The sequence below is a fragment of the Nocardioides sp. Root1257 genome (assembly GCF_001425175.1).
Taxonomy (GTDB): Bacteria; Actinomycetota; Actinomycetes; order Propionibacteriales; family Nocardioidaceae; genus Nocardioides.
Genome location: NZ_LMDV01000003.1, coordinates 79,695 through 93,107, shown reverse-complemented (window position 1 = coordinate 93,107; position 13,413 = coordinate 79,695). Strand labels below are relative to the sequence as shown.

The window sequence follows — 13,413 nt, the reverse complement described above, 5'->3', positions numbered from 1 at the left end:
GACCCCAGCAAGGACTACCAGCCACGAACCCCCAAATGAAGAACACCCGAACCTACGTTTCCGTAGGTCCGGGTGTCCGCGATGTCCTGAGACATCACACGGTCGGGCTGACAGGATTTGAACCTGCGACCCCTTGGAGGATTTGGGCCGTTTTCAGCGACTACCGATAAGCACGGTGAGGGACGGATCTTCCTTATTTAGAGCGGGTCTGACGTTCACCCGCCCTGCGAGTGTATCGGACTGGAACCGAGAAATCACGACCGTTTGTGGACACTAAATGGACGCATTTCTGGGCTCACTCGTGCGACTGGAGGTCGAGCTCGTTGGCGAACTCCTCGCGCGCCGTCACCATCCCTCCACCCTCTGACACACGAGCTCGCTGATCGCCGCTCTCTGACGCTCAAGCACTCGTGCGGTGGACCACAGCGTCTCTCCGCTGGACGTGTCGGTTCGGCGCCGTCGAATCCCTGCCAGATCGAAGCAGAGCATCGCACCAGCAACCTCGGCCCGACTTTCGGTCCACACGGTCGAACAGCGATCGCGGTAAGCCGCGTGCACGAGCTCGTGGGTCAACGTCTCCACAACTTGGAAGGCTCTCAACCGTGCGTTCAGAGCGATCAGGTCCGCGTCATCCAGATACATCCCACGAAGGCACTCATCGGGCCACGGGACACTGACCACAGTCACCTCCATCTCTCTTGCCAACGAGAGATACCGACTGATCAGACGGGTGGAACCGGCAGTGGCCGTGTGATCTCGCTCGAACTCGAGGTCAGCTGCGGATGAAGGTATGGACGGGTCAAGCTTGATGGCTTCTGCTCGTGCGATCGTTTCGCACGCAACGATCTGGGCTCGTCGCAGTGGCGATCGGGCGACCACCTGAGGATAGGTGTCCAAGGCGCAGACAACGGAGTTCTGCTCGATTGCAGGAGCACGGTCGCCGCGCATTCTCTGCGCGCGCCGTGCCGAGAAGGGTTGTTTGCTGGATGATTGGTCCATGGATCGTCGTGCCTCCATTGCACGTAGGTCCTAGGCCTTGGCGGGTGCTCCAACACCCGTCGAGGCCGATCTATTTGTCGACAGCGGTCAATACGGAAACCCCTCGGTCCACACGACTTGTGATCTGCTGATGCTCAGCGGGACGTGGTGTCTCCTGGGATCGCGCCGCTCCTGTCTACGCCTGGAAGCCCAGACCAGCCGTGGCAGGACATGGGCCTGTGGACAGATCGGCCTAAGGAGGCCCCTGTGGGTCCGATGCGGACTGGGGCGGCTGCACAACTGGTGGCAGCTGAGGATGCACGCAGTTCCGTTGACTCTGATGGGCGATGATGGTCAGACCGCGAAAACCGCTTACAAGTGCAACTCGTGCGCGTGGGGTATCCGCGCTATTACACGGGTCAAGGTGGCGGTTACGCGGGCGGAGGGGCTGAACTGATGACGGGCGCTGCGCAGGAAGTCCACGACGGCCGACGCTCATCGAGATCAACGGCTCCGCTGCCCGACCTGGTGATGGCCGCAGCTTTCGTCTCAGGCTGAACTTCGCGCTTCTCCCGCGTTCTGCTGCTGGCTACCTCAGACAAAGGTCTGGGCGACGCTAGCCCCTTGCGCCCAGAATGACCCGGCTTCTTCACCTCCACCAAGCGCGATCGCCGACCATCGGCTTGTCACCTAGCGACATAGAAGTGACAGGAACGCCACGACGTGACTTGACGGGACAGTCAATGCTCGGCGGCATCGCAATCGTTTTGCGTCTACGCAAGTCGGATTCGCAACCGCTTGGCGCGTTCCTCAAAGGCTGGCTTGCCACCTTCCAAGATCTCGCACACCTCATTGCGCACGCGTCGGTTTTCAAGTCCGCCAGTGACGTATGACATAACTGGCAACCCCCCGGGGACATGCGCGCTGGCGCTCGCGATGATGACCTGGTCTGCGTCGGTGTTTACGACAAGGTTTGCATTGTGAGTGACGATGATGATCTGGCGCCGCCGACGCGTCTCGACGAATCTTCCAACCAGCTCGTCGAAGATCGATTTCGGATCGAGATTTTCCTCAGGCTGATCGATGATCAGAGGCCTGTCGTCCGATTGATCCACCGCGAGGTAAAGCAGGAGGAGGACGATCCCGCGAGTACCGGGCGAGAGTTGCTCGATGTCAACGCCGTCGTACTGGACGCCGTAGCTGACCGAGATGTGGTCCGTGCTATTCAGCCACACAGAGACGTCATTGGCCCAAGTTCGGAAGGCAACGCCGTCGGACCGCGGGACTCTCGATTGTTCGATGATGTGCTGGTCATGGTCTGCGCGAAAGGTCGCCATCGCATCGGCGACATCGGGACTGGCGCCGCTCTCCCACGCAGGCAGCAGAACTTCGGTGACGACGCGGAGAAGTTCACCGCGCCCGCGGAAGGCTGTTCCAGTTCGCAGGTCCATCAGGGCCTCGCCGCGTGCGGCCCACGCTGCTGCGTCGACCACCCGCCGAACGCTGAAGCTGAGTTTGCCCAGCGCGCCCAGTTGCGACGAAAGCATCTCGGAGAGTGGCGCGTACATCTTCGCCAGTTCCGCCTCCTCGGATGCGAACCCATCAAACAAAGATGCGTACGACGCCTTCCGGTTAGCTGCCAGTGAAGTTATCCGGGCTTGCGCGCCGGCGGCGTTGGCGGCGGAAGTGGTCGCTGCCGCAAGCTGAGCTTCGTTTCTCGTGATCCTGTCGTTGAGTGCGGCGAGTTGCTTTTGCTTTGCCCCATCCAGTCCGATCAGCTGGCTCAAGCGAACTGACTCGGCCTTTAACGCGCTGAGCGGAGTGCTCTCAAGGGAATCGCCGTCGGCGACGAACGCCGGCCATTCCGCCGCCGGGGTAGAAGGTTTGGGCACAGGCTGCCCGCTGAGCTGGGCGATCTCCTGCTGCACCGCAGTAAGGTGCTTCGCGACGACCTCGGCGGGATCGCCAGCAAACTTCACCTCGAACGCCTTCCAGTCGTCCGTGGAAAGTCCCGCGCTGGCGTGCGTCCGCGCCAGCTCAGCAACCAAGTTCGGGAGCCTTCGGGTAGCCAAATCCGCAGCAGTCGCTTCGAGTTCGACAAGCGCCTGCTCCCGGCGGCGAGCTGCGTCGACGGATCCTTGGCGCACAGCCAACTCAGCATTGATCGCTTCTAGTCGGTTCGACCGCCCTTCCCCGCCCACAACCACTAGTGCTGAGCGCGCCGTCTTGTCCTCGACCAGGAGTTTTCTGAGTAGCTCTTGCTCCGAAGTAAGTGCCGGGAGTTGCTCTTTGGCCGAGCGCTCATCCTCGATCTGTTCTGAGAGACTCTCGATCTCTTGGTTGGCATGTGCTCGCAGGTTCCGCCCGTGGCTGGCCCTGATGTCTAGGAGCTCACGGAATGATGTGGTTCCCAGTCGGTCCTCGTAGGGATGCGCCTCAAAGATCACGCGCTCGATCTCGGCGATCAACTCGTCAGTGATTCCTTCGGATGAACAAAGGCGCTCGACGAACTGCTGAGAAAGATATTGGACGCCTGGAGCGTCGTTGTGATCCGTGGCAAGGGGAAGTACCGCGCTGGTCGTCCGCCCGTCCGCCCAGGTTAGATCGACGGAGGCACCCGCGATGTGATTGCGGGCGCGCTGCAGAAACGTCTTGTCGGTCTCGTCGTCCCTGGCAGCCCCCGCGCCAGCGGCGATCAGGTCTGCAAGGGCAGTCTTTCCGGACCCGCGCGCACCGATGATCGCAACGAGTCCAGGTGACAGTGGAATCCGGCCCCCGCTGAACCATCGGGCGTCCGTAACCGCGATTTGATCAATAACTCGGTGCGGCAAAGCTCCAGACGGTGGCGTCTCGCCGACGATCGCACGCTCACGGGGCTCCAAGCAGGCTTGGCGAAGTGCCTCGAACGTCGCGTCCCCTTTGACCCAGCAGTAACGATTCTCCGCAGGTCTGCCAACGGCGGCGAGAGAGTGGGCATCGCTTCCGTGAAGACACACCTTCATGCCGTCGTACTTCTCAGTGATCTCCTCGGCTGAGTGGACGCCGTCGCCGATCCAGAACTGCCGCTGCTTCGGCGAACTCGCAAAGATCACTCGAGCAACCCGCTCGATCTCTGTGCGGACGGCAGAAAGAGAAGCACTTGTGTCGCGCAGGCCAGCGGTTCCGTCGGTCGAGCTCGCCGCGACTGCAACGATCACGTTCTCTTGCGCCCAGGCGCTCTCAGAAAACGACTTCTTGAGGTTCTCCATCGTAATCTTGAAGAGGTTCGCCCCCGAGCTAAGCGCTGCCCGATCCTCAACGATCTTGGGGTCCGACCTCCTGCCGAGCCGGATCAAGTCCGGTGGATTACAGGCATACGTCTCGCCGCCATACTGGAACGTCAGAGTGTTCAGGAACCGCTTCGCCTCCGCAATGTGATCTGGGTCCTCCGGCGAAATGAGCAGATGGATGTTGACCGGATTGGTCGCGGTCGCTGTCGGCAGCCGCATCTCAACGTTTGCGAAGACCAAACCGACGTCTGGGAGTCGACCGTCGGCCTTGAAACCGACCACTTTCTCGTAGTCTTCGATGCTGTAGTAGTCAGTGACTCCGAGCGCCTCGATTCGCGGGTCCGACGTCTCGATGAGAGTCAGGTACTCGTCCCAATCGTCCGCGCCGAACTGGTTATTGAGCGCCGTCCCAGGCGCATGGATGTGCGGGTCCCAGCGTCGCCAGATCGATCCCCTCGGGTCTGCCTGTGACTCGTCAGCCATTCGCTGATCTCCCGTTCGTCCCCGATAACCGCCGCGAGCCTAGCCGTCGACCTGAGTTGGCACCGACGAACTGGGCGAACGGAGTGTCGACGGACGAACTTGTGAACAGGGTCAGTAGACCGTTCGCCGATCCCTTGCTCGCTGCGCGACACTGGCGGTGCGCTGAGTCCGTGACGTATCCGCCCGCTCCGCCACCCGACCAAAAGTTCGCGGGGACAAGTTTGGTCGACCAGCGTTCTTCCGCCGCCTGCCGGGCGTGCCTCCGACGATCGGTGCGCGCAGCTCAGAACGAGGTCTGGCAGACCATGGTCTGCTCCACGGATTCGAACCAATCGAGGCGGCCATCCTCATGACCGCCGTCTGCCGTGTCGAGACCAGGGCCGCCGTTGAGCCGGTCGTTTCCGAGGTCGCCGGTGAGTTTGTCGTCGCCCGGGCCGCCGAACACCTCGTTGGGCGCCTGGTCGACCATCCCTGAGCCACCCGAGTTGTCTCCGTCGCATCGGTATGCGGCTAGCAGCTCGTCATCGCCTGCGCCGCCGTCGAGATAGTCGGGCCCGGCGCCTGCCTCGATGAAGTCGTCTCCGAGCCAACCGTAGACCCGGTCCGCTCCGCCTCCGGAGGCGGCGGAGTCGTCGCCGGGACCGAGGTGGAACGTGTCGCCGACGCCGGGGTAGCTGCGGTCGTACACGACGTCGTTCCCGCCGAGTGACCAGACGGTGTCAGCGCCTCCACCGGCCTCGATGTAGTCGGCGTAGCGAGAACCGACAACGGTGTCGCCGAATCGGCTGCCCTCCAGGCAATGCACATTGAGGAGACGGTCTCGCCCCAGGCCGCGGGCCCACCCGCGAAGCAGATGGACGTGGACCGGGCGCGGCGCCGCGCGAAAGCTGATGCACGGTGAGTTGTACGGGTTGTCGTAAGGGAACTGCGGCGGACCGCTCGCTACGACTCGTATCGTGTCGTCCCCAGGTCCGGCGTCGACCGCGATGGCGTCGAGCGGGAGGGTGAGCCGGTCCGCCCCCGTGCCGCCGATCACCGTGCCCGGGCCCTCAACGTCGGACAGCAGGTCATCGCCGCTTCCGAGGTCGATGGACCACCCCCAACGACCGACGTCGCTCACCGTGTCATCCCCTGCCCCGGCGCAGACCTCGTCGCCATGTCGCAGGTGGCTGATGCGATCGTCGCCCCCGAAGGTGATGATGACGTCCTCGGCGCGTGTGCCGACGATCGTGTCATCTCCATCTGTGCCGAGGATCGTGGCATGGCGACGACCGTGACAGGTGGGAGACGCTGCGTATCCAGGCTCGCCCCTTTTCGGCGCTGGCCGACCCGTGGGAGCGAGAGGCTCCGAGATCGCGGGCGTTGGCGCCGAAACCTCTGCGTCCAGTTCTGCGGGCGTATCAGCGTCGCTGTCGCATCCGGCGCAGACCACCAAGGCAGCCAGCCACGCCGCGACACCGATAGCTCGAGCGGCCATGGGCCCTCCCACTTCGATGGTGACACTTCCAACCTCACGGCGCATCTGCACGCGCGAGCAATTCAGCGATGACCCGTTATGTGCTCGCATTCGCGTACGACGACGGGACTTCGACCGACAAACGGATCACCCTTTGCTGACCTCAACCTCGACCGGTGGCCGCAGTCGTCGCATCCGGGGGCCACCTAGTCACGAGCGCTCCACGGTCGTTCATGAACCGGGTCAGACCTGAGACGCAGCCGATCCGCACAGGACGGACCCAAACTCATCTACCGGTGGCAGCCGAGACGCTGATGGGGTCCAGTCACGCCGCAGATCGCCGGTGCCGCGCTCGGCCATGTCACGGGCATGCGCGAACTAGGGCGGCGAATAGATACGGCCTGCTGCACGATCAGGTGTCAGCCTGCGCGTGCCCCATTCCGCCGCGAATATCGTGCGGCACATCTCGGTGCCGAGGAGCGTGCGTTGAGGTTGCCTGCTCTGGCGCTCGCCAACCCATCACTGAGATGCTGAAGCCGTGAGGCTGCTTGCCGCTGCCGCCGCACTCGGTGCGGCATTGCTCACTACCCCGCTTCCCGCCCCGGGCGCGGCTGCCAACAACGCCGTCGCGCGCCCGGTCGCAGCTGACTTCCCGACCGTGGCGCAGGTCGGAAAGTACTTCCCACGGGTACGCGACCGTGAGCTCTTCCGCCCCCAGCAGTTGTTCACGCTCTCGCGGGACTGCACCTCGAGCGGGCTCGCCCGACCTCAGCCTGAACGCGGCGCCTTGATGGACTACGCACTGCGCCGCGGCCGCGCGCGGGAGGGACCACAGGTCCGGATCTTCCGATACCGAACGCCCGCTGCGGCAGCTGGTGCGTTTCGTCGGATTCTCCGCAGCGAGAAACGCTGCTTCGGCACCCACGACAACTTCGACGGAACTACTTCGCTCACCACCCGCCGAATCACAGTCCCCCACCTCGGAGCCCAGGCTTTCGGGGTGCGGACGCGGATCGGTGCGGTTCCCTCGAAAGGGATTCCGCCGAGTCGGTCAGTCTCCATCTGGGTGCGAACGGGCAACCAGCTCATCCAGACCGGACAGGTCACCGACCGACACCGGTCACCTCCTCCGAGACCTCTGATCGGCCTCGCGGGCACGGCAACTCGAACCGTCCGGTGAGCACCTGTTCAAGGACAACCCCCTCGTCCACCCGGCAAGGCGGGTCCTCGCCAACGCGCCTCTCACCAGCATCGGTTCGACTCTCACTCAAACACGGGCTTCCTCGAGGCTACGTTTCGCTGCCCGTCCGGCAGTGGGCCGACGCCGCGAGCCAGGTGGCGCCCTACTTGCCTGGATGCCACAGCTGGCACGTGACCAGAAGAGGTGAGCTGGTTTGACTCTGGACCATCCGTGGGTGGGTCTGCTGCACAAATCGGTGTCAGCGGGACTAGCCCATTCCGCCGCGATTGTCCGTCAAGGTGTGTCCGGTCAACACGAACGGTTTCGCGTCCCTTGCCTGCCAACTCAAGCGGACGCCGTTGATTCTGGGTCGGACAAATCGATCGCTCCGGAACTGAACTGTGTGACGTGTCCCGCTACCCAGACTGACCCGTCGGCGGTTTGGCGGACGTTGATCAGGCTGGGGCGGCTGACGAAGCGTCCTTGGTGGACGTGGAACGGCTCAACGATGGGTCGCAGGCCGTGGTGCACGAGGTACGCGGCGACCGGTCCCGCCGCGCTACCGGTGGCGATGTCTTCAGTGACGCCGCGGTTGTCCCAGGTGCGGCCTTCCGGTCGGTCGGGGTCGAGGGCATAGATGAAGTCCGCCCCCACGTTGTGGAGCATTGCTGGTAGGTCAGGTGCCGCGATGTGGCTGTTCGCGACGCCGTCAGCAGTGAGTGCGAGCAACAGGTACGGAAGTCCGGTGCTGACGACCTGACTGGGGAGGTCCGCGCGCAGGTGCCCTGGTTGGAGCCCGAGAGCGGCGGCGAATCGGACAGCCTGCTCGTGCGGAATCGGCGATAGCAGCGTCGCTCGGCCCTGGTTCATCTCAGCTTCGATGGGACTGCCGGGGCCTCCCCAGGTTGTCGTAACGCGAAGCGCACGGTCACCGAGGTGAATGGTCAAGGAGCGGCAGCCTTCTTCGTGACCCGATCGGGCGTGAAGGACCGCGGCGGCTCCGAGGACAGGATGCCCTGCGAAGTGGAGCTCCTCTTCCGGGGTGAAGATCCGCGCCGTGACGTTGCCGTCTGCGGCGTCGAACAAGAAGATCGTCTCGAACTGCCTCAGCTCCTGGGCGATCTGCAGCATCGTGTTGGACGTCAGGGGGCCGTCGGCGGCGACCACTGTCAGGCCGTTGCCCGTCATCGGTCGGTCTGCGAAGACGTCCACGTGGTCGACCCTGAGCCGCCGGATCTGGCCTCCGGGAGGGTTCATGTGCTGCTCCTTCGCCGGTGGGAAGTCGTCGCGTCTGTCGGCCGTGCGGGCAGGCCACCGGGAGGAGGACGGATCCGGGTCTGCCAGATCCGCCCTCCACGTCGACGTGGGGAACGCCGCCGCATGTTCGGTGCTGCCGCTCAGGCGGCGCCGACGACGTCGGGCAGGAAGACCTTCTCCATGCCGTCCTGAAGCGCCTCGCGGGAAGCAGGGTCGTCGTTGGCGAGCGGTCCAGACGGCGAGAACAGCGGCTCGCCGTGGACGGCGTAGCTGTCCCACGTGATGGCCATGGCACGTGCGCGCTGCTCGCCGAAGAGGTACGCGACCAGCGCGATGGTGCTGGGGTGCACCGTGGCCGCTCCGCCGGAGGTGAAGATCTTCTCCTCGGGCAGAACGCCCCACAGGCGCCGCGGGTCGGCGACCGTGCCACCCTCGCCGCGGATGCGACGGGCCAGCACCGCCGGCGCCTGGAACTCGAGTCCCTCGAGGATCCCGGAGCGGTGCACCACCCCGACGCCGGAGCAGTTGGCGGCGACCCAGCGGCCTTCGGCGTGGTGGGCTCGGATGAGGTCCAGCACCCGCTCGTCCTGCGCCGCTTCTCCGCCGCCGATCCCCCCGGGGACGTACAGCAGGTCGAACCGGTCCTCGGCGGTGAGCGTGCGGTCCAGCTGGAGCTGAGCCCCCATGTGGGTGGTCACGACGCCCCCGTCGAAGTTGCCGAGGGTGATGTCGAGCTGGTCCTCGCCGTCGCGGGCCAGGTCGTACGACAGGCCGCGCAGCAGCTCCCACGGGGCGAGCAGGTCCTGCTCGCCCACGTTGGGGAAGGCGAGGAAGAGGATCGTCTTGATGGTCATGTGAGTTCTCTTTCTGTGTTGGGTTCGGTGCCGGTCGGCACCTGGTCGTTGCGTGGTGAACCAACGTCATGGGGAGCCGGGATGCGTGTGCGACCGGGGATCGCGACCAGCAGCGCGACGGCGGCCAGCCCGAGCAGCACCGCACTGGCTGTGAAGGCCGTGGCAAGCCCGTCAAGGAACGAGTCCCGGGCGAAGTCAGCGAGGTGGGCACCGTTCACGCCCAGGCGGTCCGCTACCGCGAGTGCGGCGCCCAGCGAGTCCTGGGCGACTGCGACCACCTTGCTGGGAGCCCCGCTGGGGACGCCGTCCTGGATGCCGGCGCGGTACTGGGCGTTGAGGACGCTTCCCAGCACGGCGATCCCAAGCGTCCCGCCGACCTCGCGGGCAGCGTCGTTGACTGCCGAGGCCACGCCTTGCTTGTCGGCTGGCATCGACGCGACGATGTCGGCCGTCGCGGGGGCAGCTGCGAGAGCCATTCCGACGCCGACAGGGACGATGCCGGCCAGCACCCACCAGTACGACGACCCGACGCCGAGCTGAGAGAGCACGGCGAGGCCTGCCGCCATAGAGACGAACCCTGCAACGGAAGGCCGGCGCCGTCCGACCTTCTCGACCAGGCGCGGGACGCGGCGCGACAAGGCTCCGAGGGCCATCCCCATCGGGAGCATCGCCAGTCCTGCCTGCAGCGGCGAGTAGCCGAGGACGAGCTGGAGGTACTGGATGAGCACGAAGATGAAGCCGAAGAAGATGAAGAACTGCAGCGCGATGGAGCCGACTCCGGTAGCGAAGTCACGGCGCAGGAAGTAGCGCGGGTCGAGCATCGGCTCCTGGGACTTCAGGCCCGCCCAGATCCACAGCAGGATCCCGAGAAGGCCGATGACGAAGGCGAGGAGCGTGATCGGGGCGGTCCAACCGCGCGACGGGCCCTCGATGGCGCCGTAGACGATGCCGGCCAGACCGATGACCGAGAGCAGGCCGCCGCGGTAGTCGACCGGCGCTGCGTCGTCGTCGCGCGAGTTCGGGACGAACCTGACTGCGGCGACCGCGATCAGCAACACAATGCCGCCGCTCGCGAGGAACACCGAGGGCCAGCTCCAGAACTCGAGGAGTAGACCGGAGCCCAGCAGGCCGAGGATGGCGCCGGCGCCCGCGACGCCGACCCAGGCTCCGACCGCCTTTCCTCGTTCACCGGCGGAGAACGTGGTCGTGATGATGGAGAGCGTCGTGGGCATCACCATCGCGGCACCGATACCCATGACGCCGCGGAGGCCGATCAGCGCGCCCGGCTCGGAGACGAAGGAGGCGCAGATCGCAGCAATGCCGAAGGCGGCCAGTCCGCCCACCAGGAGCGGTTTGCGTCCGTACCGGTCGCCGAGCGCACCGGCCGGCAGCAGCAGGCCGGCGAACACCAGGGCGTAGGCGTCGACAATCCACTGCACCTGGGTGAAGCTCGCGCCGGTGTCGCGGGCGACGTCGGGAAGGGCAACGTTGAGTGCGGGTACTGCCGAGACCACGAGGGCGAGGGCGGCCAGCACGACCGGCAGGACCCCTCTCGTTGACGTCTCGATCTCTGAATGGGCTCTGGTCTTCACCGGACTTCTCCTTGGGCGTAGGGCAGGGATGTGGACGGCCTCGAGGGCCGGGTCGTCGGGTCGGAGTCGTCGGCATCAACGGCATCGATGGCGCGTGTCGTTGGCTCGTGGCGGCTCTGCCGCGCCACGGGGATCACCAGCGACCAGCTCAGCGCGGCGAGGAGGACCGGCAGTACGACGGTCCAGGCCATGACGGCGAACGGGACGGTGCCCAAGACCACGAGCGCGGCGGTCCACCGGCGTGGGGCACTGCGCCACCACGTGGCTACGAGGAGCGCGGCGCCACCGAGGCCGCCGACCAACATGAGTCGGCCAGGTCCGTTGGCGACCATCATCATCTCGGAGGCACCCAAGGCAGTGAGCAGCCCCCTGTTACAGTCGCGCCCCAGGGCTGCTGCGGCACCTCGCCAGCTGTGCACGGTCAGCAGGCCGGCAGGGAGCAGCAGCGCGGCCGGGAGGTACCAGAGGCGGCCGACGGTGGTGAGGCAGAGGAGTCCGGGGCCGATCATCGCCAGTGCGCAGGCCGTTCGGCCCTGGACCGACAGGTTCGGGTCTCGTTGCCGGAGCGCGGCCAGGCCTGCGAGGGCCGATAGGGCGACCGTGAGGAGTCCGAGAGGGCCGTTGGCGAGCTTGTCCCCGGTCCACGCGGGAATTCGAGGACCGATGACCACCTGCGCGGTTCCGGCAGTCATTCCCAGTGCGGCGCCCGCCACCCCGAGCCGGGCGCTGAGCCGACCGGCGCTCACGATGTCACCGACGCGGCGGAGCGCCGCGGGGTCTCTCGGGCCGCGCGGACGGGGTACCCGATACGGAACGTCAGAAGAGGCCGTCGCCCGTCGGGCAGGAGCTCAGCGAACCTCGGCGCGAAGGTCTGCGGCGCACCCGTGGTCGTCTCGCGATCAATCCGCTCGGTGATCTGGTTCATGTGCTGCAGGGCGATCCCACGGCTGGTGGCCGCGAGGTGGATCCGTTGCAGTAGGCGACCCGCGTCGAGCTGGCTGCGACGATCGTCCGGCGTTGCCGTGGTGACTACGCCGTACGCGGTGGCAGTGGCCGTGTGCACGGTCCGTGTCTGCGTGACCCAGAAGTCGTCACCGTCAGCGCGTGAGGATGCCGGCAGCAGCTTCGCGATGCCGAGGACCAGCGGGCTGAGGCCCTGCCCGTCAAGGACCAGCCCGTCACGGTGCCGCTGGATGTCGTCGTTGCTGCTCCGGAACCAGACGAATCCGTCCCGCGACTGCTGCTCGTCGCGGGTCAACGCCTCGGCCGCATCGATCAACATCTCCGACAGCACTGCCTTGGGCTGCGGGTCGACCACCCAGTGCACCGAGATGCCGTCGAGTCCCGAGGTGTCTCCGAGTTCGGCCAGCGTCCCAGGCGAGATCGGACGCGACGTGTACGGGCCGCGGTTCGTGTGCCTGTCTCCGATGGCGTCGTACAGCTCACCAGACGTCGGCTCACCTGCGCCCAGGGCGACGCTGGCGACCCGGCTCGAGTCGTCGCCGTCCGGGAGCCAGGTCAACCGCGGCGACAGGCCACGAGCGTCCGCGCCGAGCACGAGGTTCTCCACCGCGCAACCCAGGCCGACGTACTGCTCACGGCGCAGCGGGTCGACCGCCCCGGTGCCTCGCTCTTCATCGACCAACACGTCGATACGGTCGGTGCCGAGTGCAAATGCCCACGGCTGCGTGTTGTGGGGGCTTGCGGCGAGCACGGCACAGGCGATCGCGCCGAGCGGGCCGGGCATGGTGCGCCACTGGCCCCACGGGTCGAACGCCGGGCCGGCACCCGGGTTCAAGGCGGCGGTGTCGTAAACGCGGTAGCTGAGCGCTCCAGTACCGGCTACCAGGACCGTCGCCCCGCCCAGCCCCACGCCCCGCATGAGCCCACGGCGCGACACTCGCGGCGCGTCGGCTGCTGTGGTCAGCACCGGAGCCGGTTGCGGGACTCGGGTCGTTGTCATGCATCAGACACTCGCGACGTCCAGGGTGCCCGCGCACCACCCGCACCCGCAGATCACCCGGGGTGCCCCGGCTACCCGGGGTGGACCTGAGAGCCGGGTGGTGCGTGCGCCACGTAGAGGCACCACGCTAGGTGGTGTGAACACCGACCCGACCGGCCGAAAGCCGACTCCGCTCCAGATCACCGTGTTCGGTCCGGTGGCGGCATCGGTGATCTCGTTGCTTGAGGAGCGTTACGACCGGGTCACCACGGTGTGCCTGCCAGACGCGGACACCATCGTGCTGGTCGCCGACATCGACCAGGCCGGCGAGCGAGCTCTGCTGACCCTCCTGTGGGACACCGGACACAGTGTCCGCTCGGTGCGGCGCGACGGGTCGTGAGT

8 protein-coding genes are annotated in these 13,413 nt (G+C 66.0%); 1 reads left to right on the top strand and 7 read right to left on the bottom strand.

Features of this window, described 5'->3' with window-relative positions; translation table 11 throughout:
• Window positions 1–1,751: 1,751 nt before the first annotated feature.
• The 7 genes from ASC77_RS07475 to ASC77_RS07445 all read right to left on the bottom strand — a co-directional run bounded on the left by ASC77_RS07475 (window position 1,752) and on the right by ASC77_RS07445 (window position 13,032).
• Window positions 1,752–4,730: a TrlF family AAA-like ATPase gene (locus ASC77_RS07475; protein WP_056150638.1), complete on the bottom strand. Its 2,979-nt coding sequence runs from the start codon at window positions 4,728–4,730 to the stop codon at window positions 1,752–1,754.
• Between the two features lie 283 nt (window positions 4,731–5,013).
• Entirely contained in the window at window positions 5,014–6,207 is a 1,194-nt protein-coding gene (locus ASC77_RS07470) for a calcium-binding protein (protein WP_162249806.1), read from the bottom strand.
• A gap of 1,504 nt (window positions 6,208–7,711) precedes the next feature.
• Window positions 7,712–8,623 (bottom strand): PhzF family phenazine biosynthesis protein, encoded by a 912-nt coding sequence (locus ASC77_RS07465; RefSeq protein WP_056150633.1) that lies wholly within the window; start codon window positions 8,621–8,623, stop codon window positions 7,712–7,714.
• Between the two features lie 140 nt (window positions 8,624–8,763).
• Entirely contained in the window at window positions 8,764–9,477 is a 714-nt protein-coding gene (locus ASC77_RS07460; protein WP_056150632.1) for a DJ-1/PfpI family protein, read from the bottom strand.
• Entirely contained in the window at window positions 9,474–11,012 is a 1,539-nt protein-coding gene (locus ASC77_RS07455; protein WP_200944933.1) for an MFS transporter, read from the bottom strand. Before ASC77_RS07455 ends, ASC77_RS07460 begins: the two co-directional genes overlap by 4 nt.
• A gap of 53 nt (window positions 11,013–11,065) precedes the next feature.
• On the bottom strand, window positions 11,066–11,815 hold the full coding sequence (locus ASC77_RS07450; protein WP_056150627.1) for a hypothetical protein: 750 nt from the start codon (window positions 11,813–11,815) through the stop codon (window positions 11,066–11,068).
• Window positions 11,812–13,032 (bottom strand): Acg family FMN-binding oxidoreductase, encoded by a 1,221-nt coding sequence (locus ASC77_RS07445; protein WP_200944932.1) that lies wholly within the window; start codon window positions 13,030–13,032, stop codon window positions 11,812–11,814. The genes ASC77_RS07450 and ASC77_RS07445 overlap by 4 nt, the downstream gene beginning before the upstream one ends.
• Window positions 13,033–13,168: 136 nt before the next feature.
• Between ASC77_RS07445 and ASC77_RS07440 the strand changes: the two genes are divergently transcribed.
• Window positions 13,169–13,411, top strand: a complete 243-nt coding sequence (locus ASC77_RS07440; RefSeq protein ID WP_056150623.1) for a hypothetical protein — start codon at window positions 13,169–13,171, stop codon at window positions 13,409–13,411.
• Window positions 13,412–13,413 lie beyond the last annotated feature (2 nt).